Below are 18,832 nucleotides of genomic sequence, written 5' to 3' on the forward strand. Positions count from 1 at the left end.
GACTCAGAGATCGTCTTGCCGATGGAACCCGAAAAGGCCTCTTGGCCATAGGGGATCGACGAGTCTGTCCGCGGCGCGGTCGGTTCGGCAACAGTCATTCCTACTCCTACACTCAGGGGCTGGGTGGGTATCATCTTCCACGCTATAACATCAGTCGCGAAAGTCCACGGCGCTGGACGCCGTTGCGTGCCGGGCGCGATGGCGGGCGTGACGGTGGCCACACGACACGGGAGGCGGTCGGGGGCCGCGTCGACGTCGGTCGACGTTTCGTGGGCATATCGAAAGCTCCATACGCTGCGGCAACGGTCGCCCTCGTTGTATTGATCTCAGCGGCCGAACCGGCCCCCGAACGAAAGAGATCAGCCATGTTCGCAACCACGCGCAAATCCCCTCGCTCGCTCCTCACCGCCCTCGTGGCGACGCCGATGCTGCTGCTCGCGCTCGCCGCTTGTTCGACGGGTGGCGCCTCGAGCACTGCGCCGACCGAAGCATCCGGGGGCGACGAGGTGTCGCAGGACGAGATGTCCGCCGCCCGCGACGCCTATGACCTGAAGCTCGCCGAGTGCATCCGCGGCAAAGGACTCGATGTCAAGGACCCGAAGCCCGGGGAGGGCATCCAGGAGAGCAGCCCGGAGATCAACGCGGCAGGCTCGGAGTGCATGAAGGAGATCGGCGACCCGCCCACGGCGGCCGGCACGAAGAAGACCGATGCCGAGCAGCTCGACGAGATGATCCAGGAGGTCGACTGCCTCCGTGGAAAGGGCTACGAGATCGCGGATCCGACGATCGAGACCGGTTTCACGATGCCCGACGACGTGACCGACGCGGACATCGACGCCTGCATGGCGTCCTGATCCTCCACGTACGCTCCGGCACTTCGACAACGAAAGAGATCAGTCCATGTTCGCCACCACGCGAAAATCCTCCCGCTCGCTCCTCACCGCTCTTGTCGCGACGCCGATGCTGCTGCTCGCTCTCGCCGCCTGTTCGACCGGGACGGGCGGCGCGTCGAGCGCTGCTCCGACTGCGGCATCCGGAGGCGGCAGCAGCGCAGCGGACGCGGAGCTCTCCGCCGCCCGTGACGACTACGACCTGAAGCTCGCGGAGTGCATCCGCGGCAAGGGTTTCGATGTCGCGGACCCGAAGCCCGGCGAGGGTTTCGACAGCGACGACCCGGAGGAGATCACCGCTGCCGGGGAGTGCATGCAAGAGCTCGGCGATCCGCCCGGGGGAGCGAGCCGCAAGACCGACGCGGAGCATCTCGAGGACATGATCAAGACCGTGGACTGCCTCCGTGGGAAGGGCTACGAGGTCAACGATCCGACGATCGAGACGGGCTTCCTGATGCCCGATGACGTGTCCGACGCGGACTTCGAAACCTGCCAGCCCTCCTGACGCCACCGACCCACCTGCGCAGGGAGATCTCCTGTCGCAGCGAGACAAGAGGAACCGCACATGAACGACAACGCAGACCAGACGGAACGGGAAGATCCCGCCGCCGATCCCGACATCTTCGAGAGCGAGGAGACGGACGAAGAACCGCGACCGCGCAAGCGTCGCGGAGTGGCGATAGCCGTCAGCGTGGCAGTGGTGATGATCGCGGCCGCCGCCGGCATGGCGATCGTCGCCGCCCTGAACAACGACAAGGGAGCGGCCGCGGAGAAGCCGACCGTCGCACTCACCACCGCCGCCGTCACCAAGGGCGACGTCACCGTCGAGACCCAGGCGCAGGGCACCCTGGAGTATGCAGGGCAGCGGCCGGTGAGCTCGGGCCTGACCGGTGTGGTGACATCGCTGCCCGCGGTCGGTTCGCTCATCGGCACCGGGGGTACCCTCTACACCGTCAACACCGCCCCGGTGGTCCTGATGTCCGGGGCGATGCCCGCCTGGCGCGACTTCACCACCGGGATGTCCAAGGGCGAGGACGTCCGTCAACTCGAAACGAATCTGGCGGCCTTCGGTGTGTTCAGTGGAGATGTGGATACGGAGTTCACCGCGAAGACGGCCGACGCGATCAGGAAGCTGCAGAAGAGCCAGGGAGTCGAGCAGACCGGCACGCTGAGCTCCAAAGCGGTCATGTTCAGTACCGAGGACCTCCGCGTCGCCGAGCTGAAGACCACCGTCGGGGCTTCCGTCTCCGAGGGGACGGAGATGTTCCAGGCCTCCGCCAACAGCAAGGTCGTGACCGTGAACCTCAAGCTCTCCGACCAGGCGCTCGCCGTTCCCGGTGCTGCGGTCACCGTCGGGCTGCCGACCGGCACCGAGACCGCCGGTGCGGTGGCCAGCGTCGGAGTTCCCACCGAACAGGCCGGAGCCGACGAGAGCGCGGCGAAGACCGTCGTGCTCCCGGTGGTGATCACCCTCGCCGATCAGGCCGCGACGGGAGACCTGCAGCGCGCGACCGTTTCGGTGCGCTTCTCCAGCGCGCAGAGCGGCGACCTCCTGACGGTCCCCGTCGAGGCGCTCGTCGCCATCGACGACAGTTCGTTCGCCGTCGAGGTCCCCGGCAAGGGCAAGGAGGGCGCCTCGAAGCGCGTTCCGGTCACCACCGGCATCTTCGCATCCGGGCGGGTCGCGATCACCGGAGACGGGATCGCCGAGGGAGTGAAGGTCATGGTGCCGAAGCGATGAATGACGTCATCCGTCTCGAGAATCTCGGCCGCAGCTACGGGTCACCCCCTGTCCATGCGCTCGCCGGGGTCAGTCTGACCGTCGAGCGCGGCGAGTTCGTCGCGATCGTCGGGCCCAGCGGCTCAGGCAAGTCCACGATGCTGAACGTGATCGGCACGCTCGATCGTCCGAACACCGGCAAGGCGTTCATCGACGGCACCGACGTGCAGGCGCTGTCGGACGCCGAGCTCTCCGCGCTCCGTGGCTACCGGATCGGCTTCGTCTTCCAGCAGTTCCACCTGAGCGAGGGGGTCACCGCGATCGACAACGTCGCCGACGGCCTGCTCTATGCCGGTGTGCCGCGTCGGGAACGCCGGGAGCGCGCCATCGCCGCCCTGAAGAGGGTCGGCCTCGGCCACCGGCTTACCCACAAGCCGAACCAGATGTCGGGAGGTGAGCGTCAGCGCGTCGCCATCGCCCGCGCGGTGGTCGGCAATCCGCCGCTGCTCCTCGCGGACGAGCCGACGGGCAACCTCGACTCCCATTCGGGCGAGAGCATCATCCAGCTGCTCCACGACCTGAATCGGAGCGGCACCACGGTCGTGGTCATCACCCATGACGCCGAGCTTGCGGCTCGTCTTCCTCGTCGCATCGCGATCAAGGACGGGACGCTGGTCTCCGACAGCCGCACTGCGCAGGAGGTCGCCGCATGACCGGCCCGGTGCCCACCGGCGGGAGGGACAGATCGGCACCGCGGAAGCTCCGTTCCCGCCTGCGTGCGGACGACGTCGCCTATCTCGGCTCTGCCGGGCTGCGGGCGCGGCCGGCCCGGGCCGTCCTGTCCGCTCTCGGCATCGCCATCGGCATCGCGGCGATGATCGCGGTCGTCGGGATCTCGGCGTCGAGCCAGGAGCGGCTGAACTCTCAGCTCGCCTCGCTCGGGACGAATCTGCTGACGGCGAAGGCCGGGTCGTCGAACGGTACGCCGGTGCCGTTCCCGAGCGACGCGTCCTTGCGCGTGGAGCGCATCACCGGGGTCGAGTCCGCGACGGCGACCGCCGATCTGAAGACGGTCGCCGTGTATCGGAACTCGAAGATCAACCCGGAGCTGACAGGCGGGTTGACGGTCACCACGACCGAGCTCGACCTGCTCGATGTCGTGGGGGGCGAGGTCACGGCGGGTGAATGGCTGAATCCGGCGACGGCGACCCTGCCGACGGCGGTTCTCGGGGCCACGGCCGCGCAGCGCCTCGGGGTGGTGGAACCGGGGACGCAGATCTGGCTCGGAGGTCGCAACGTCACCGTGGTGGGGGTCCTCGCGCCGATCAAGCTGGCTCAGGAGCTCGACTCCGCGGCACTCATCGGAATGCCGGCGGCGGCCAGCGCCTTCGGCTACGACGATGCCCCGACCCGCGTGTACGAGCGCTCGTCGGACGAGACCGTCGCGAGCGTCAGCACTCTCATGGCTGCGTCGATCCAACCGGCGAGTCCGTCGAGCGTCGAGGTGTCCCGTCCGTCGGACGTGCTGGCGGCGAAGGCCGCGGCGGACGACGCGTTCACCGGACTTCTGCTCGCGCTGGGCTCGATCGCTCTGCTCGTCGGAGGTATCGGGGTCGCGAACACGATGGTCATCTCGGTGCTGGAGCGCCGTCGGGAGATCGGACTGCGTCGGGCTCTGGGGGCCACGCGCAGTCACATCCGGTTGCAGTTCCTCGCCGAGGCTCTGCTGCTCTCGGCGCTCGGCGGGCTCGCCGGAGCCGTGATCGGGTCGGGGGTCAGCGCCCTCATCGCCCTGGCGAACGGGTGGGTGCCCGTCATCCCGCCGCTCGTGCTCGTCGCGGGAGTCAGTGCGACGCTCGTGATCGGGGCGATCGCAGGCCTGTATCCGGCGATCCGTGCGGCGCGCACGCCGCCCACGGTGGCGTTGAGCAGCTGAGGCCGGACGCCGGCGGAGCGACCCCCTGACCTCCTGCGAGGTCAGGGGTTTCGGCGTCTTCGGGCCCCCTCTGCGGATGCTCGCGCGCGGCCTCAGATCGCTCGGTCTTGTTCGGGCCGCGGAAACGGCTCGCCGTCCGAGCGTCTCAGCGCTCGCCGCGATCGTGCCGCCACGGCGCCGTCAGACGGTGCCAGAGATTCGGTGGCGACGTCTCATCCGGTGCCGAGGGCAGGGCGACGGCGAACTGCACGATCTCCTCCGCGCCGTGATGCACGACGCGGTAGAGGGCGGTTCCGATCAGCACGCCGAGGGCGATCGACATGACCGAGACGAGTGCGGCGATGAAGTCGGTGAGACCGCCGTCGGTGGCGACCGCCTCGGTGAGTCCGACCAGTCCTGCGGCTCCGGGGACGAGGAGCCAGAACGCGGGCAGGAACGTGAGCTGCGACGGTGCCCCGTGCCGGAGTCCCGCGATCCAGAAGACGACGGGGGTCATCACGAGAGCGCCGACGAAGCCGCCGACGGTCGGGCCGACGAACTCGTTCCCGGCCCACTGTCCCGCATAGGCGACCGCGAGGGCGATCAGCACCCAGCCGAAGGTCGACGGCGGGGCGGAGAAGTGCAGGTAGTTGCCGAGCGCGAAGACCAGGATCCCGATGATGGCGACCCACCACGGCAGCGGCGAGCTCGCCTCCAAGGGTTCGTACGACCGCGACTCCACGCCCACGACGGTGCCGGCGGCGAGGATGCCGAACGCCAGCAGGGCGAGCTGCACGAAGCCGTAGACCAGCCGCGCGGCGCCCGAGATCATCTGCCCGGCCGCCAGCTCGACGGTCGCCGTGGTCAGCACGCCGCCGGGGAGGAACGTCACCAGCGGTGCGATGAGCAGTCGGATCGGGTCGCCGATCTCGATCACCTCGGCCAGGAGGAAGACCGCCGCGGCGCACACGAACGCGGCGGCGATGGGCAGGATCAGCTGGAGCGTCGGGGACCGCACCAGCTTGAGCAGTCCGATGCCGAAGCCGAGCACGAACGCCACGATCACGCCCTGCCAGGTCGGCGCGAGCAGCAGGGCGAGGCCGGTGGTCAGGATCGCGTGCCCGAGGGTGCGCGTGAACCAGTGGAGCCGCGGGCGCATCGCCCCGATCTCGTTCAGGCGCCGGATGCCGTCGAGCGGCGGGATCGACCCTGTCCGCGCCTGGCCGATCAGCTCGTACAGTGCGGCGATCTGATCGAAGCGGAACGAGGCGTTCGTGGCGGAGCGGATCGCGACGCGGGACTCCTCCGACTCCCCGGTCTCGACGAGGATGATCGTCGGCAGCACCACGAAGTCGGCGTCGCCGCCGCCATAGGCCTTCGCGACATCGGTCATCGTGTCGCGGATGCGGTCGACCGATTCGGCCGAGGCGTTCATGCCCTGCGCCAGCCCGAGCAGGAACTGGCGCAGGGCCGAGCGGTCGACGGCCTCGGTCATGTCACGCGAACAGGAACGACAGCGTCACTCCGACGACGATCGCGACGCCGATGTAGACGAGGTTCGGGAGCTGGAACGAGTGGTCGAAGACGAACTTGCCCATCTTCGTCGTCCCGGTCTGGTCGAACGCCACCGTGGCGACCTGGCTGCCGTTGGCCGGCAGCGTGTAGATCCCCATGGTCGCGGGCCACAGTCCCACGAGGAGCGAGGCCGGGAGGCCGATCGTGATGCCGATCGGCACGATCGCGTTCGTCGCACTCGATTGGCTCGTGGTGAGCATCGCGACCGCGAAGAGCGCGAGGGCGAAAAGCAGCGCCCCGAGGAACGCCGACGATCCGGAGACCACCGACCCGAGACCGTCGACGATCAGGGTCTGGTTGGCGGCGACGAACGTGTTGGCGAGCCAGGCGATGCCGAAGAGGGCGATGGCTCCGACGATGCCGGCGGGGAAGGTGGGCTGCTTGGGGACGTCGGCCGCCTTGACCTTGCAGAAGACGAAGATCAGTGCCGCGATGATGCCCATCGTGACCTCGATGATGACGGTCACGCTGAGCCGTACCGGGTCGCCGTCGTCGTTGGTGCCGATGACCGGACGCAGTCCTTCGAAGAGGCCGAAGAGCACGATGACGCCGACGCCGATGAGAAAGAGGGTGGCGGAGAGCACGGCGGTCTTGGGGAGCTTGTTCTCGTGCGCGTCGACGGTCGGCGGCTTAATCTGGTGCTCGGCCAGGCGGCGCTGGAACTCCGGGTCGTCGTCGAGGTCCTTGCCGTGCCGCATCATGACGAGCGCGGCGACGAAGAGACCGGCGATGGATGCCGGCCACATGATCAGCAGCAGTCCACCGAGGTCGACCCCCTGCGGGGCGAGCAGCACCACCATCGAGGCGGTCGCGGCGGAGACGGGGGAGCAGAGGATGCCCACCTGCGACGCGACCGCGGAGACGGAGAGCGCGCGCTCGGGGCGGATCTTCTGCTGGTACGAGACGTCGTAGATGACGGGAAGCAGCGGGTAGAAGATGTTTCCGGTTCCTGCGCCGACGGTGAAGAGGAACGACATCGCCGGGGCGAGGAACACCACGGATTTCGGCTTGCGCCTGATCACCTTCGCTGCGACCGACACCATCCAGTCGATGCCGCCGGCGGCTTGCATGGTCGATGCCGCGGTGATGACCGTGATGACGATGAAGACCGCGTCGACCGGGGCGTTCCCCGGAGCCTCGCCGAATACGAAGATGAGGATGGCGACACCCACCAGGCCCCAGACGCCCAGGCCGATCCCGCTCGTGCGGGTGCCCATGTAGATGGCGCCGACGACGATGATCAGCTGGGCGAGGAGGATCCACACGTTGTCGTTCATGACGACGGTCCCGCAACGATCGGTGCCGACCCGGTGAGCACCTTCGTCGGCAGCTCGGTCTCGACGATCTTCCCGTCGATTGCCTCCACCCGCAGCGCGAGAGCATCCTCGACCGGGCTGATCGCGGTGACGAACTCGGAGTTCTCGAAGTGCAGCGACTGCAGGTTGCCGACCGCGTAGCCGGTGGAGAGCTCGCCGCTCAGCAGGGAAGCGTGGAAGAGGGGGCGGCGCTGGTCCTCGGCGTCGTAGTGCGGGCAGAAGCTGCCGTGCAGGAACCCGAGCCCCTCGGGGAGCACCTGGAGGGTCGGCCCGTAGCTGTCGGTCGTGCCGCCCTCGAACCAGCAGATGCCGCCGGCGCTGCCGCCGGTGAACACCACGTTCGAGTCGGGGTCCTCCCACATCTCGCGCATGATCTCGTCGAGACCCTGCCGCTTCCAGACGTCGAGCATGTTGGCCGTGTTGCCGCCGCCGACGTGGATCACGTCGAAGCCCTTCACGAACCGCGCCAGGTCGTCCACCGCGCGATGGAACAGCGGCAGGTGGTGCGGTGCGCACCGGTCGGAGTCGTACGTCGAATAGAAGCTCACGATGTACGCGGCGTCATCGCCGGTCGCCGTGCCGACGAAGAGGACCCGTGGGCGCTCCTTGCCGGTGAGCTCGAGGATGTAGTCGTGCGTCGGATCTTTCCGGCGCTCCATCATGGCCTTCCCGGCCCCGGTTGCGACGACGTGCGACATGCCCCCACCTCTCGACGACTGCGAATGCGCTCAACCTAGTGGTGCTCCGCAGCCCTCGTCCAGAGGACGTTCGTCCAGGGCGGGTGAGGGGGGTGATCCGGTCGTCAGGCGTTCAACCGCGCGGTCGTGACCAGTCCTTCGAGAAGGGGGAGCGTCCGTCCGCGCGGCCCTTCGGGACGGATGCCGAGGACATCCGCGAGTTCGAGAGCCAGGGCGGCGTGGCCGGTGGCGCTCGGGTGGAACGGATCGTTCATCAGACCCCACGGCACACCACCGGCGCCGAGCTCGGCGAATCTCGCGAACTGGTCGACGAGGATCACGTCCTCACTCGACGCGACCTCCCGCACCGCTTCCGCGAACTCCCCGATCCGCGCGCGCTCCGGGGCGTTGGCGACGTCGATCGCGGGCGGCGTCTGCAGCACGGGGACGGCCCCGAGCGCACGCACGCGTGCGACGAAGTCCCGCAGCGAGGCCGCGTAGTCCGCCGCCGAGATGACCTCGCGCGGTCCGCCGTCGGAGGCGTCGTTGGTGCCGATCATGAGAGTCACGACGTCGGGGTGCCATGACGCGACCCGACGGTCCCAGTCGTCGAGGAGGTCGACGATGCGGTTGCCGCTGATCGCGGTGTTGAGCACGATGTCGCGCACCCGCTCCAGCTCGCCGCGGATCAGTTCGTGCAGGTGCTCGGGGTAACTGCGGCCGCCCTGCGTGTGCACCAGTCCGTGGGTGATCGAGTCGCCCGTGATGACCCAGTTCAGCGGCTCCGGGGCCGCGAGTGCGGCGGCGATGCGGCGGAGGTCGGAGGCGGCGGATGCGGGAGCGGAGGAGTCGGCGTTCGGCACGGATCAGAGCCTATCGGCCGGGCGCGGTGGGTTACGGTGGAGGCGTGAGTCCGGAATCCGACAGACCGTAGATCGCGGGTCGAGTGCGCGTCGTGCACTCCCCGCATCCCTGTCGACCCTTCTTCCCGCTCGCCGTTCCCCGCATGCTGCGGCGCGACCGGCGTCTCCTCGTCTGGATGCTCCATGCCCTTCCTCATCCCTGTCCTCGCTCTGGCGATCTTCGCCCAGGGCGCCAGCGAGTTCATGCTCGCCGGCCTTCTCCTCCCGATCTCCGCTGATCTGGAGGTCGACCCGTCCACCGCGGCTCTGCTGACCTCGGCCTTCGCCATCGGCATGGTCGTCGGCGCGCCCGTGATGGCCGTGCTCGCCGGACGTTGGCGTCCGCGGCGCACCCTCGTCCTGCTCCTGCTCGGCTTCGTCGCCGCGCATGCGGTCGGAGCCGTCGCGTCGTCCTTCGAGCTGCTCCTGCTCACCCGGGTGCTCGCCGCGCTGGCGAACGCCGGCTTCCTCGCGATCGCCCTCGCGACCGTGCGCAGTGTCGTTCCGCCGGCGCAGACGACTCGGGCCGTGGCCGTGCTGCTGGGCGGCACGACGCTGGCCACGATCGTCGGCGTCCCGGCCGGGGCGATGCTGGCGAACGCGTTCGGCTGGCGTTCGACGTTCTGGGCCGTGGCACTGCTCTGTCTTCCTGCCGTCTTGGCGCTCCTCCTGGACCGGACGCTCAGTGCCGTCCCGCCGTCCCCGCAGGTCCGACTGCGCGGGGAGCTCGCAGAGCTGCGTCGCCGGCCGGTGCTCGTCGCCGTCGTGCTCGCGGTGCTCGTGAACGCCGCGACCTTCGGGGTCTTCACATTCCTCGCCGTCATCGGTGCGGATGCCGGGGTCGGAGCATCCTGGATCCCGCTGCTCCTCGCCGCCTTCGGTGCTGGTGCCTTCCTGGGTGTGGCCGCCACGGGGCGATGGGCGGCCCGCTTCGATCGCGGCTGGATCGCGACCGGTGCGGCGGCGGCGACGCTCGCCTGGGCGGTGTTCGGTCTCGTCGCCGGTTCGGTGCCGGCGGTCTTCATCGGGGCGGTGATCGGCGGGATGCTCTCGTTCGCGGTCGGCTCGGCGCTCATCGCCCGGATCGTCGGCCAGGCATCGGGGGCTCCGGTACTCGGTGGCGCGTATGCCACGGCGGCGCTGAACCTCGGCGCAGTCGGCGGGCCGGTTCTCGCCGGACTCGCGTTCTCGTGGACGGGAGCGTCCGGAGTGCTGTTCATCGCGGCGGTCATCACCGGCCTTGCGGTCATCCTCACGCCCCTGCTCCGTGGACGATGACCGCCCCGGACCGCGACGGATGCGAAAGACTGGAGGCATGACTTCGCCTGCGCTCGACACTCTCCTGGCCCGCATCGTCGAGAGCGGGTTGCTCGAGGACCCGGTCGCCGAGAACGGTCTCGTCTACGGGCGCGCGAGCATCGACGCGGCGGGCACCGTCGTGAACGTGAACGTCGATCCGGAACTCGACGACGATGACGAGCACGGTGAGGACGTCGATCACGAGGCGCTGATCGCGGCGGTGTCGCGCATCCTCTCGGTGGGCGAGTCCCGGTGGCGGGCCGTGGTGGACGAGGTCGCCACCGACATCGATGACGCCGTCGACGACGAACCTGTGATCGAGCAGATCGACCTGCGCGACGACCTCGAGGCGACGTCGGTGGTCGTCTTCGCGGATGCCGTGCTGCTCGCGTTCCTCGCGCCGAAGCAGTTCCCGGATTCCCGGATCCTCGTGCAGCTGGACGAGGAACTGCAGGTCGAGGGCGTCGAGGTGCGCGAGCTCGACGGCACCGAGACCGTCGACTTCGACACCCTCGAGGATCTGCTCGACCAGATCAGCCGCACCGACGACTGACCGCGTCGCATGGGAGACATCGCCGCTTCTCGCTCGGTCTCGCCGCCCGCATCCCGCAAGCCGGGGTGGGGGAGCATCGTGCTGTCCGCGATCGGCGCGGCGACGGTCGGCGTCGTGGTGACCTGGTGGATCACGACCGCGCAACGCGTGTCCGTCGCATCCGATGCCGACCTCTCGTCCGTGCCGTTCGGCTTTCCGCTGACCTGGATCACGCAGGACCACTCGTCGAACCCGTTCGCGGCGTATCCGGCCGACGTCGCCCTGCGTCTCACCGGTCGCACCGGCATCCCTTATCCGACCACCTACGAATGGTTGCCGTTCATCGGCTATGCGCTGATCTGGGGCGCGGTGTTCTGGGTGCTCGGGATGGTCGTGCTTCCTGCCGTGGTCCGCACGATGCGCGCGAGGTCAGGCCGCGACCGTCCGCGCTGACGCGGGCAGTTGACTAACCGAGGTTCAGCGCGCCGTTCATCACGAGATTCGCGACGAGGAGGGCGGTCAGTGTGATCGTGATACCCGCTGCCGGCAGAAGCCAGGCCACGCGGAGTCGAGATCTGGTGAAGAAGTATGCGCCTGTGGTGACGGCGAAGACGATCAGGTCAGTCATCCAGAACCCGCGGGTTACGGTCTCGAGCACGGGGTAGTCGCATTGACCGGAGCAGCCCGCGATCTCGAGCGTCCGCGACAGAACGACCAGCGCAGATACAACCGCCACGAGGAGACTCACCCACGCCAGCTTGTCACCGATCTGCGGTTGTGCGCTGGGCTGGTCGTTCATTTTTCTCCTGGCCTAGTCTTGGGAGGTCAGCGTGTACTGGATCCAGCCGGCGACCGAGTTCGCGTTCTGCCCGTACGAATTGTGGATAGCGTAGTTGCTGTCCGCTGGATCCGATTGGCAGAAGAAGTCGCCTATGTTGCAATACTCGCGAACTTTGTAGATGGTCTGCTGGCTGCTGCCACCAGCCGGCCATCCCAAGTAGCTGTAGGTCGCCAGCGGGTTCTTCTTCGTGTAGGGAACTGTGCTGAGTAGGCCGTTTTTCGGCCTGTTGGGGTAGTTCGTTGCTTTCCCTGATTCGTAGTAAGGGTCGCCGTAAAGCACGACGTTCTGGATGTTCGCCTTCGTGCGAGGGTTCAGGCCGACCGGAGCACCACTGGGAAAATTGACGGTGTCCTGAAGCACCTGGCTGATCACCTGGGCCCCTTGCGAGTGGCCGGCCAGGATGATCGGTGCATAAGGGCAAGTAGTAGTGATGTAGTTCAACTCAGAGATTAGTTTCGCCTTGCCATCCTGAATACTGGGGCTCAGGACCCCAGTCGCCGGGTAGGCGAGGCTCAGGAAATAGAACTTCATGCCCGGCACGTTTGCCAAGGCGGTGCGGATAGGGGCCACCTGATCGCCGAAACCGCCCGTTGTCCAGACGCGGCCGTCGTGCACCAGATTTGAACCTGCAGGCGCGCCAGTTCCGCGCACGCCTACGAAGACCCCGAAATCGCACATGCTCGAAGACGCAGCAGCACTAGCGGATGCGCCTCCGAACATGATGCTTCCCAGCATGGTCAACGCGCCGACTGCACTGAGAACTACGCGGTGCCGGTCTCCCTTGGGTCTCCTCCGCGCCCCGTCTCGTGCCCCTAACGACAGCGACTTCAGTTTGATCATGCTTTCGCCTCTCCGTGAGCGACCCGATCCAGGTCGCTCACAAGCTTGGGCGGCGGCCCGGAGCGATAACAGATCATCGAGAGCCTTGCGACGGCTCGGCGCATCGACTATTTATGCCGCGCCTGAGGGTGTGCCGAAAGGCTCCGGTCACACCCATGTCAATAAGTCAAGCGTATGGACTATCTGGTTTTCTAGCGTGCGGTTGCTGTAGCGTCGCCTCGCCGGCCAAGAGGGGGTTGGTGAAAATGGCCCCGGGGGGATGCATGGCAGTACCAGCGCCGACGCCAGTCGAGGTCGTGTCGACCTGGTTATACAGAATCCGTATCGCTCGCGGGATATCCCAGGAGGCTTTGGCCCTTCGCGCAGGCATCGCCGTCCCGACGTATGGGCGACTTGAGCGGGCCGGGTTGAGCCGAGGCGCCAACGGAGTGATGCTGGATACGTTCCTCCGGTTAATTGCCGTGCTGGAACCGGACGACGGAGAGCTCGCAGCGCTGCTGAACTCGCTTAGCAACATCCTATGACAAAAGTATTATGTTACCCGCTACATCTGCGCATAAGAGATCTGACACATGGCCATGTCTAACAGAGTGGTTGCCGTTCATCGGCGATGCGCTGATCTGGGGCGCGGTGTTCTGGGTGCTCGGGATGGTCGTGCTTCCTGCCGTGGTCCGCACGATGCGCGCGAGGTCAGGCCGCGACCGTTCACGCTGACGCGGGCAGTCGACCATCCGAGGTTCAGCGCGCCGTGAGGCGCATGGCCGCGCCGCGCCTCACAACCACTTCTTGTACTTGAACACCCCGAAGAGCCCGACGGCGAAGGCCGCCATCGCCCCGATCGCCATCGGGTAGCCGAAGGCCCAGTGCAGCTCGGGCATCACGTCGAAGTTCATGCCGTAGACCGTGCCGACCAGCGTCGGGGCGAAGATGATCGCCGCCCAGGAGGAGATCTTCTTGATCTCGTCGTTCTGCGCGAGCCCGGCCTCGGTCTGTCGGCGGGCGACGAGCGCGGAGTGCACGGTCAGCGCGTTCTCGAGGATCGCCCGGAACGAGTCGACCCGCTCGTTGACGCGGATCGTGTGGTCGAGCACGTCGCGCAACGACCGCTGCAGCTCCTCATCGATGCGGTACTTCTCCGACCCGCGGCGCAGCCACTCCAGCATCCCGCTGAGGGGGTGCACGGCGCGCTGGAAGTTGATGACCTCGCGGGAGAGCTCGTAGATCCGCCGGGAGAGGGCGCTGTCGTCGTCGCCGTCGCCGAAGAGCTGGTCCTCGATCTCGTCGATGTCGTTGAGGAGTCCCGCGACGATCGGCTCGTACCCGTCGACGACCTCGTCGAGGATCGCGTAGAGCACCGCCTCCGGTCCCATCGCGAGCAGCTCGGGGTTCGCCTCCATGCGGGCACGCACGGCGGCGAGGTTCGGCGACTCGGCGTGCCGGATCGTCACCACGAAGTCGGGCCCGACGAACAGGTGCAGCTCGCCGAACTCGATCGACTCCTGCTCGTCGCGGTAGCGGGCAGGCCGCAGCACCGCGAAAAGGGTGTCGCCGTAGCGCTCCACCTTCGACCGCTGGTGGCCGGAGAGGGCATCCTCGACAGCGAGCGGATGCAGATCGAACTCGCGTGCGACGGATGCGACCTCCTCCGGGCTCGGGCGGTACAGCCCGATCCACGCGATGCCACCGGCGGCATCCAGCATCCGGTAGGTCTCGTCCAGGTTCTTGGGGGTCTCCACGCGACGTCCGTGGACGTACACGCCGTTGTCGATGAGCGCCATCATGCGGTTCCGTTCTCGCAGGTGCACGGCAGCAGAGAGCTCCGTGCGCAGATTCGTCAGGGGGCGGATGACGCCGCCGACAGCTGCGGAGAAGGACGTGCGAATGCGGACCCGAGGGTCAACGCGTGAACGCAGGGAGTCGCGACGCAGCGAGGGCGGCGTCGTAACTATCACCGGACATCGCCATCACCGCCTTTCGGGACTCTTCGGGTCGAGCGACCCAACACGCCAGCTTACTCCCGTCTCCTGAGAACGGCGTCCACGGGATCCGCGCACGGCGAAGGTGTGACCTTCGGGGAGCCTGCGGACACTATGGAGTATGGATGCAGTGGACGACCGCGGCGTGTGGCTTCGCGTGCTGGACGGCGACGCGGACGCCTTTGGGGTCGTCTGGGATCGGCATCGCGACCGCGTCTTCCGCCGCGCACTGTCGGCGGGGAACAGCCCGACCGATGCCGAGGACCTCACCGCGATGGTGTTCCTGGAGCTCTGGCGGAAGCGATCCTCCGTCAGATTCGTCGACGGCTCGCTGCTGCCCTGGCTCTTGGTGACGACGCAGAACGTGCACCTCAACGCGAGTCGCGCCCGACGCCGGCACCGGAGGTTCCTCGAACGCCTCCCGCACCCGGAGCATGCGCCCGACCCGGCGGAACTGGTCGCGGAGAAGGACTCCTCCCGTGCCCGCCGGGTGCGCGAAGTGCTCTCGACGGCGCGGGAGCAGGATCGCCACCTCGCGGTGCTGACCACCCTCGAGGGCTTCACCATCCGCGAAGCCGCCGAGGCCATCGGCATCAGCGAGTCGGCCGCCAAGATGCGGCTCTCCCGGCTCCGTGCCCGCCTCTCTCAGACCCCGCACGACCTCTCGACGACAGAAGGAAGCACACCATGACCGATCAGTTCTCCCCGGAACGATCCGCGGTGATCCGTGCTCAGCTGATCGACGCGGCGGCGCGTGTGCAGCCTGCCCGGAGGCGGCGTCTGTGGGGCGTGGCCCTCGTGCTCGCCGGGTCTCTGGTCGGTGCCGGGGTGTCGACGGCCGCGTTCGCCGCGACCGGGACCTTCACGGACGCCGCACCGTCCGTGCCCGCGGGTCAGCCGGTCGCCGATCTCGGCGAGGCGATCACGGCACCACCCGGCACCGAACCGGGAGCCCCCGTGATCTCGCTGCTGGGCGCTCCGCAGAGCCGCGTCATCGAGGGAGCGTCGACGCTGTCGCTCGAAGACCGTCCGAGCGAGGCCACGCATGTCCGCGTGACGCTCACCGCGCTCGCCGCCGGGCTGATCAGCTGGGGCACTGCCGCGGACGGCAACAACCCGAGCGTGTCGTACTCTCCGGAGGACGTCGGATCCCCGCGCTCGGAGACCTGGTACGACTTCCCGCTCGACGACACCACGACGCAGCTGTACTTCGATGCGCAGCGCGGCGGGGGCGCGACGGCGGTCGTGCAGTACGTGCGTCACGTGCCCACCCGTCTGGCCGTGAACCAACACGGCGACACCTACGGGGTGGAGGGCGGCCCCGACGGCGTGCCCGACCTCATCCATGTCGCGGGACTCGCCGACGACGGCACCGGTGTCGAGGGATACGCCTGGGCGTCGGAGCTCTCGGCGTTCTCGCCCGAGCATCCGACCCAGCCGGCCACACCGGAGGAAGCGCTCGAGTGGCAGGCGGAACGCGACGAGAAGTACCCCGAGGGCTGGACCATCCGCATCTACGAGAGCGACGGCCGCACCGCCATCGGCAGCTTCCCCATCGGGTGACGCGGGCCGCGGCCTCAGGGGAGCATGGCGGCGGCGTTGCCGGAGGTGATCGTCTGGAGTGCTTCGGCCGGGAGCGCGGATGCCGCGAGCTGCAACGCCGTCGCCTCGGGCGTCTGCACGGGGAAGGCGCTGCCGAACACCCAGCGCTCCGGGTCGTCGCCGAGGCGGTCGGCGATGTGCGTCGGACCGTTCACGTGCCACAGGTCGAGCCGCAGCCACTCCGGCGCCGCGTCGCCGAGATGCCGGTTCAACTCGACCCAGTCGGCGCGGTTCAATCCGCTCAGCAGCAGCGGATGCGCGGGGCTGTCCCATACGAGGTCCGCGATCCGATGCACGTCGAGGTCGGTCGCCGGGGAGAGCGGATGCCGCACCCTGGCATCATCGAGCCGCGCGATCAGCTGCAGCGGGAGCCCGCGTTCCGCGCACGCCTCGAGCACCGGGCGCACGGCGGCGACGTCGCAGCGGTGGAAGCCCGGAGCGACGCGGACGCCCTGAGCGCCGGCATCCACCACCTCGTCGAGTTCGTCGCGCCAGGTGGCATCCCGCGGATCGAGCGTCGCGAACACCCGGAACAGCGGGTCGTCCGCACAGGCGGCGAGTACCGCCTGGTTGCCGGCTCGCGTGTCGAAGCCGAACAGCGATGCGAGGTGCGAGACCCAGAGCGAACGCATCCCGAGGCGGTCGGCGTAGGCGCGCAGGGCATCGGCATCCGCGGTGGCCGACAGCCGGTACGGCCACTGCCCGAGGAAGCAGGTGGTGTCGGTCGCACCGAGGTCGGCGAACGCGCGCAGCATCGCGCGCCCCTGCACGGTCATGCGGCGACCTCCGCGAGCCAGCGGCCGACGGTGCCGCCGAAGACGCGCTCCTCGGTGTCGGCGTCGAGCCCTGCGCCGAGCACCTTGCCGACGTTCGCCGCGAGGTCGATGTGGTGCAGGTCGGACCCGAAGACCACCCGGTCGGAGCCGAGGCGCTCGACGGCCAGTGCCACCTCGCCCGCGCCGATGATCGTGCCCGAGGTGTCGACCGCGACGTTCGGACAGGCGCGCACGGTGTTCACCGCCGACTCGGGCTGGCCGCCGAGGTGCGCCATCAGGAAGCGCACGTCGGGATGACGGCGGGCGGCCGCCGCGATGTGGTCGGCCGTCGACTCGTACGGGAACTGCCCCACGGTCTTGCGCCAGGCATGAGCGAGCACGATCAGGCGGTGCTCGGCCGCGTACTCGAGGATCGGGTCGGCGAGCGGGTCGTCGGCGAGGGTCGCGATCCAGAGCTTGATGCCGATCATGCCGCGGTCCTCGACGTTGCGCCGCAGGTCGTCGAGGCTGTCACGGCCGAAGCGCGGGTTCACGTAGCAGTAGCCGCGCAGATGATCCGGGTGGCGGCGCAGCTCTCCGGCGAGGACGGCGTTCATCTCGGTGACCTCGTCGAGGCTCGGGTGCGGCTGGAAGCCCCCGATGTTGCTGCAGAGGAAGAGATCGATGCCGAGGCGCTCTCCGGCCTCGAACGCCTGCGGGTCGAAACGCCCCTCGTCGAGGTGCGTGTGGGCGTCGATGCCGGTCATGCCGCGGCCTCTCGCACCGCCACCGCGACACGACGCAGGGTCTCGTCGATGTCGTCGTCGGTGTGTGCGGCGTTGACGTAGACGACCCGGTAGAAGGAGAGCCCGTGGCGGAAGGCCGCCCGCAGGAAACCCTGGAGCTCGGCGTCGGAGCCCACGAACTGCGGGCAGGCCGGATGACCGACGAGCCGGATGCCGGAGCCGGCCTCGGCGAACACGGCGTTCATGCCGTCCTGCAGGCGCGTTCCCGAGGCGTGCAGGCGGGCGATGACATCGCGGTCGCGGATCGCCGTCATCGTCGCGGTCGCCGCCGCGAGCGACAGCGTCTCGCCGCCGTAGGTCGACGTCACGACCACCTCGCCGCGGTCGAGGACGCCGAGCACCTCGCGCCGCCCGCAGTACACGGCGAGCGGCATGCCGTTCGCGATGCCCTTGCCGAACACCGACAGGTCGGGGAGCACGCCGGTGGCTTCGGCCATGCCGCCGAGCGCGACCCGGAACCCGGTGACCATCTCGTCGTAGGCCAGCAGGGCACCGTGCCGGTCGGCGAGTTCGCGCAGGTAGCGGTAGAAACCGGCAGCCTCGGGGACGGCGGGGTAGTCGGCGGCGACGAGGATGACCGCGATCTCCGATCCACGGGTGAGGAACAGGCGATCGAGTGTGGCGCGATCCTCCCAGTCGACGGCGTGGTGCAGCGCGGCGAGGGCTGCCGGAACCCCGGGCACGGCATCCGATGTCGCACCGGGCAGCACGCGGGCGCCCGCGGCGAGCGAGTTGAGCCAGCCGTTGTAGCCGATCTGCACCACGCGGTCGCGGCCGGTGTGGGCGCGGGCGATGCGGATCACCGCGGCCAGCGCCTCGCCGCCCGTCTTCAGGAAGCGCGCGGCCTCGGCGCCGGGAACGAGCGCGCAGAACAGCTCGGCCGTCGTCGTCTCGAGCGGATGCGGGTGTCCGAACAGGATGCCGTCGTCGAGCTGGGCGCGGATGGCGGCGTCGACGGTCGGATCCGCGTACCCGAGCGTGACCGGGCCGAGCGCGCACCGGTAGTCGATGAACTCGCGCCCGCGGTCGTCCCAGACCCGGCATCCTCGACCGCGGACGATGACCTCCGGCTCGTCCGGGAGCAGAGTGGGCGCCTTGGAGTTCGTGCTCGATCCGACCGGCATCACCGCGAGAGCTCGCTGCCGCCATCCGGTGGTCGTCTGCGGGGTCTGCATGCCTGGCCTCT

21 protein-coding genes are annotated in these 18,832 nt (G+C 68.6%); 11 read left to right on the forward strand and 10 right to left on the reverse strand.

The window, feature by feature from the left end; translation table 11 throughout:
- Positions 1-365: 365 nt before the first annotated feature.
- From CQ045_RS08925 to CQ045_RS08945, 5 genes are read left to right on the forward strand one after another with little or no spacing between them, the layout of a single operon-like run.
- Positions 366-854, forward strand: a complete 489-nt coding sequence (locus CQ045_RS08925) for a hypothetical protein (protein WP_105722809.1) — start codon at positions 366-368, stop codon at positions 852-854.
- Between the two features lie 46 nt (positions 855-900).
- Positions 901-1,395 (forward strand): hypothetical protein, encoded by a 495-nt coding sequence (locus CQ045_RS08930; RefSeq protein WP_105722811.1) that lies wholly within the window; start codon positions 901-903, stop codon positions 1,393-1,395.
- Between the two features lie 60 nt (positions 1,396-1,455).
- Complete coding sequence (locus CQ045_RS08935; protein WP_105722813.1) at positions 1,456-2,631, forward strand: peptidoglycan-binding protein; 1,176 nt, start codon at positions 1,456-1,458, stop codon at positions 2,629-2,631.
- On the forward strand, positions 2,628-3,323 hold the full coding sequence (locus CQ045_RS08940; RefSeq protein ID WP_105722815.1) for an ABC transporter ATP-binding protein: 696 nt from the start codon (positions 2,628-2,630) through the stop codon (positions 3,321-3,323). Before CQ045_RS08935 ends, CQ045_RS08940 begins: the two co-directional genes overlap by 4 nt.
- A complete protein-coding gene (locus CQ045_RS08945) occupies positions 3,320-4,546 on the forward strand; it encodes an ABC transporter permease (protein WP_105722818.1) in 1,227 nt (408 codons plus the stop codon). Before CQ045_RS08940 ends, CQ045_RS08945 begins: the two co-directional genes overlap by 4 nt.
- Positions 4,547-4,691: 145 nt before the next feature.
- Here CQ045_RS08945 and CQ045_RS08950 read toward each other — a convergent pair whose 3' ends face one another.
- From CQ045_RS08950 to CQ045_RS08965, 4 genes are all read right to left on the reverse strand, one after another.
- Positions 4,692-6,020, reverse strand: coding sequence for a threonine/serine exporter ThrE family protein (locus CQ045_RS08950; RefSeq protein ID WP_105722820.1), 1,329 nt, complete (start codon positions 6,018-6,020; stop codon positions 4,692-4,694).
- Position 6,021: 1 nt separating this feature from the next.
- Positions 6,022-7,377: an anaerobic C4-dicarboxylate transporter family protein gene (locus tag CQ045_RS08955; protein WP_105722822.1), complete on the reverse strand. Its 1,356-nt coding sequence runs from the start codon at positions 7,375-7,377 to the stop codon at positions 6,022-6,024.
- Entirely contained in the window at positions 7,374-8,114 is a 741-nt protein-coding gene (locus tag CQ045_RS08960; RefSeq protein WP_105722824.1) for a peptidase E, read from the reverse strand. Before CQ045_RS08960 ends, CQ045_RS08955 begins: the two co-directional genes overlap by 4 nt.
- Before the next feature lie 104 nt (positions 8,115-8,218).
- Positions 8,219-8,956, reverse strand: coding sequence for an SGNH/GDSL hydrolase family protein (locus CQ045_RS08965; protein ID WP_105722826.1), 738 nt, complete (start codon positions 8,954-8,956; stop codon positions 8,219-8,221).
- Between the two features lie 183 nt (positions 8,957-9,139).
- Here CQ045_RS08965 and CQ045_RS08970 point away from each other — a divergent pair, with 183 nt between their 5' ends.
- The 3 genes from CQ045_RS08970 to CQ045_RS08980 are packed head-to-tail and all read left to right on the forward strand — an operon-like array spanning position 9,140 to position 11,279.
- A complete protein-coding gene (locus CQ045_RS08970) occupies positions 9,140-10,273 on the forward strand; it encodes an MFS transporter (RefSeq protein ID WP_105722828.1) in 1,134 nt (377 codons plus the stop codon).
- 37 nt (positions 10,274-10,310) lie between these two features.
- Positions 10,311-10,847, forward strand: a complete 537-nt coding sequence (locus CQ045_RS08975) for a cytochrome C5 (protein WP_105722830.1) — start codon at positions 10,311-10,313, stop codon at positions 10,845-10,847.
- A gap of 9 nt (positions 10,848-10,856) precedes the next feature.
- On the forward strand, positions 10,857-11,279 hold the full coding sequence (locus CQ045_RS08980; protein WP_105722832.1) for a hypothetical protein: 423 nt from the start codon (positions 10,857-10,859) through the stop codon (positions 11,277-11,279).
- A gap of 13 nt (positions 11,280-11,292) precedes the next feature.
- Here the strand turns inward: CQ045_RS08980 and CQ045_RS08985 are convergent, their stop codons facing one another.
- Both CQ045_RS08985 and CQ045_RS08990 read right to left on the reverse strand, forming a co-directional pair.
- Positions 11,293-11,625 carry a hypothetical protein gene (locus tag CQ045_RS08985; RefSeq protein WP_105722834.1) on the reverse strand — a complete coding sequence of 111 codons (333 nt, stop codon included), beginning with the start codon at positions 11,623-11,625 and terminating at the stop codon, positions 11,293-11,295.
- 12 nt (positions 11,626-11,637) lie between these two features.
- The gene (locus CQ045_RS08990; RefSeq protein ID WP_105722836.1) at positions 11,638-12,507 is read right to left on the reverse strand and encodes a cutinase family protein; all 870 of its coding nucleotides are present in this window, start codon (positions 12,505-12,507) and stop codon (positions 11,638-11,640) included.
- Positions 12,508-12,770: 263 nt separating this feature from the next.
- Here CQ045_RS08990 and CQ045_RS19170 point away from each other — a divergent pair, with 263 nt between their 5' ends.
- On the forward strand, positions 12,771-13,031 hold the full coding sequence (locus CQ045_RS19170; RefSeq protein ID WP_181156507.1) for a helix-turn-helix transcriptional regulator: 261 nt from the start codon (positions 12,771-12,773) through the stop codon (positions 13,029-13,031).
- A gap of 249 nt (positions 13,032-13,280) precedes the next feature.
- On the opposite strand, the gene CQ045_RS09000 is transcribed toward CQ045_RS19170, so the two are convergent.
- Positions 13,281-14,285, reverse strand: a complete 1,005-nt coding sequence (locus CQ045_RS09000) for a magnesium and cobalt transport protein CorA (RefSeq protein WP_105723227.1) — start codon at positions 14,283-14,285, stop codon at positions 13,281-13,283.
- Positions 14,286-14,604: 319 nt separating this feature from the next.
- Here CQ045_RS09000 and CQ045_RS09005 point away from each other — a divergent pair, with 319 nt between their 5' ends.
- Together CQ045_RS09005 and CQ045_RS09010 are read left to right on the forward strand one after the other, a co-directional pair.
- Positions 14,605-15,174 (forward strand): RNA polymerase sigma factor, encoded by a 570-nt coding sequence (locus CQ045_RS09005; RefSeq protein ID WP_105722841.1) that lies wholly within the window; start codon positions 14,605-14,607, stop codon positions 15,172-15,174.
- On the forward strand, positions 15,171-16,046 hold the full coding sequence (locus CQ045_RS09010) for a hypothetical protein (protein ID WP_105722843.1): 876 nt from the start codon (positions 15,171-15,173) through the stop codon (positions 16,044-16,046). Before CQ045_RS09005 ends, CQ045_RS09010 begins: the two co-directional genes overlap by 4 nt.
- A gap of 14 nt (positions 16,047-16,060) precedes the next feature.
- On the opposite strand, the gene CQ045_RS09015 is transcribed toward CQ045_RS09010, so the two are convergent.
- From CQ045_RS09015 to CQ045_RS09025, 3 genes are read right to left on the reverse strand one after another with little or no spacing between them, the layout of a single operon-like run.
- Positions 16,061-16,861 (reverse strand): amidohydrolase family protein, encoded by an 801-nt coding sequence (locus tag CQ045_RS09015; protein WP_105722845.1) that lies wholly within the window; start codon positions 16,859-16,861, stop codon positions 16,061-16,063.
- The gene (locus tag CQ045_RS09020; RefSeq protein WP_105722847.1) at positions 16,858-17,607 is read right to left on the reverse strand and encodes an amidohydrolase family protein; all 750 of its coding nucleotides are present in this window, start codon (positions 17,605-17,607) and stop codon (positions 16,858-16,860) included. Before CQ045_RS09020 ends, CQ045_RS09015 begins: the two co-directional genes overlap by 4 nt.
- Positions 17,604-18,821: an aminotransferase class III-fold pyridoxal phosphate-dependent enzyme gene (locus CQ045_RS09025; protein WP_105722849.1), complete on the reverse strand. Its 1,218-nt coding sequence runs from the start codon at positions 18,819-18,821 to the stop codon at positions 17,604-17,606. The genes CQ045_RS09020 and CQ045_RS09025 overlap by 4 nt, the downstream gene beginning before the upstream one ends.
- Positions 18,822-18,832 lie beyond the last annotated feature (11 nt).

This window comes from Microbacterium sp. MYb66 (assembly GCF_002979435.1).
Taxonomy (GTDB): domain Bacteria; phylum Actinomycetota; class Actinomycetes; order Actinomycetales; family Microbacteriaceae; genus Microbacterium.

Excerpts from the sequence above, each read along its gene's own strand:
- CQ045_RS08935 (WP_105722813.1), top strand. The coding sequence starts at position 1,456 with ATGAACGACAACGCAGACCAGACGGAACGGGAAGATCCCGCCGCCGAT.
- CQ045_RS08975 (WP_105722830.1), top strand. The coding sequence starts at position 10,311 with ATGACTTCGCCTGCGCTCGACACTCTCCTGGCCCGCATCGTCGAGAGC.
- CQ045_RS09005 (WP_105722841.1), top strand. The coding sequence starts at position 14,605 with ATGGATGCAGTGGACGACCGCGGCGTGTGGCTTCGCGTGCTGGACGGC.
- CQ045_RS08985 (WP_105722834.1), bottom strand. The coding sequence starts at position 11,625 with ATGAACGACCAGCCCAGCGCACAACCGCAGATCGGTGACAAGCTGGCG.
- CQ045_RS09000 (WP_105723227.1), bottom strand. The coding sequence starts at position 14,285 with ATGGCGCTCATCGACAACGGCGTGTACGTCCACGGACGTCGCGTGGAG.
- CQ045_RS08925 (WP_105722809.1), top strand. The coding sequence starts at position 366 with ATGTTCGCAACCACGCGCAAATCCCCTCGCTCGCTCCTCACCGCCCTC.
- CQ045_RS08980 (WP_105722832.1), top strand. The coding sequence starts at position 10,857 with ATGGGAGACATCGCCGCTTCTCGCTCGGTCTCGCCGCCCGCATCCCGC.
- CQ045_RS09015 (WP_105722845.1), bottom strand. The coding sequence starts at position 16,861 with ATGACCGTGCAGGGGCGCGCGATGCTGCGCGCGTTCGCCGACCTCGGT.
- CQ045_RS09010 (WP_105722843.1), top strand. The coding sequence starts at position 15,171 with ATGACCGATCAGTTCTCCCCGGAACGATCCGCGGTGATCCGTGCTCAG.
- CQ045_RS09025 (WP_105722849.1), bottom strand. The coding sequence starts at position 18,821 with ATGCAGACCCCGCAGACGACCACCGGATGGCGGCAGCGAGCTCTCGCG.
- CQ045_RS08990 (WP_105722836.1), bottom strand. The coding sequence starts at position 12,507 with ATGATCAAACTGAAGTCGCTGTCGTTAGGGGCACGAGACGGGGCGCGG.
- CQ045_RS08930 (WP_105722811.1), top strand. The coding sequence starts at position 901 with ATGTTCGCCACCACGCGAAAATCCTCCCGCTCGCTCCTCACCGCTCTT.
- CQ045_RS08960 (WP_105722824.1), bottom strand. The coding sequence starts at position 8,114 with ATGTCGCACGTCGTCGCAACCGGGGCCGGGAAGGCCATGATGGAGCGC.
- CQ045_RS08955 (WP_105722822.1), bottom strand. The coding sequence starts at position 7,377 with ATGAACGACAACGTGTGGATCCTCCTCGCCCAGCTGATCATCGTCGTC.
- CQ045_RS19170 (WP_181156507.1), top strand. The coding sequence starts at position 12,771 with ATGGCAGTACCAGCGCCGACGCCAGTCGAGGTCGTGTCGACCTGGTTA.
- CQ045_RS08945 (WP_105722818.1), top strand. The coding sequence starts at position 3,320 with ATGACCGGCCCGGTGCCCACCGGCGGGAGGGACAGATCGGCACCGCGG.
- CQ045_RS08950 (WP_105722820.1), bottom strand. The coding sequence starts at position 6,020 with ATGACCGAGGCCGTCGACCGCTCGGCCCTGCGCCAGTTCCTGCTCGGG.
- CQ045_RS09020 (WP_105722847.1), bottom strand. The coding sequence starts at position 17,607 with ATGACCGGCATCGACGCCCACACGCACCTCGACGAGGGGCGTTTCGAC.
- CQ045_RS08940 (WP_105722815.1), top strand. The coding sequence starts at position 2,628 with ATGAATGACGTCATCCGTCTCGAGAATCTCGGCCGCAGCTACGGGTCA.
- CQ045_RS08970 (WP_105722828.1), top strand. The coding sequence starts at position 9,140 with ATGCCCTTCCTCATCCCTGTCCTCGCTCTGGCGATCTTCGCCCAGGGC.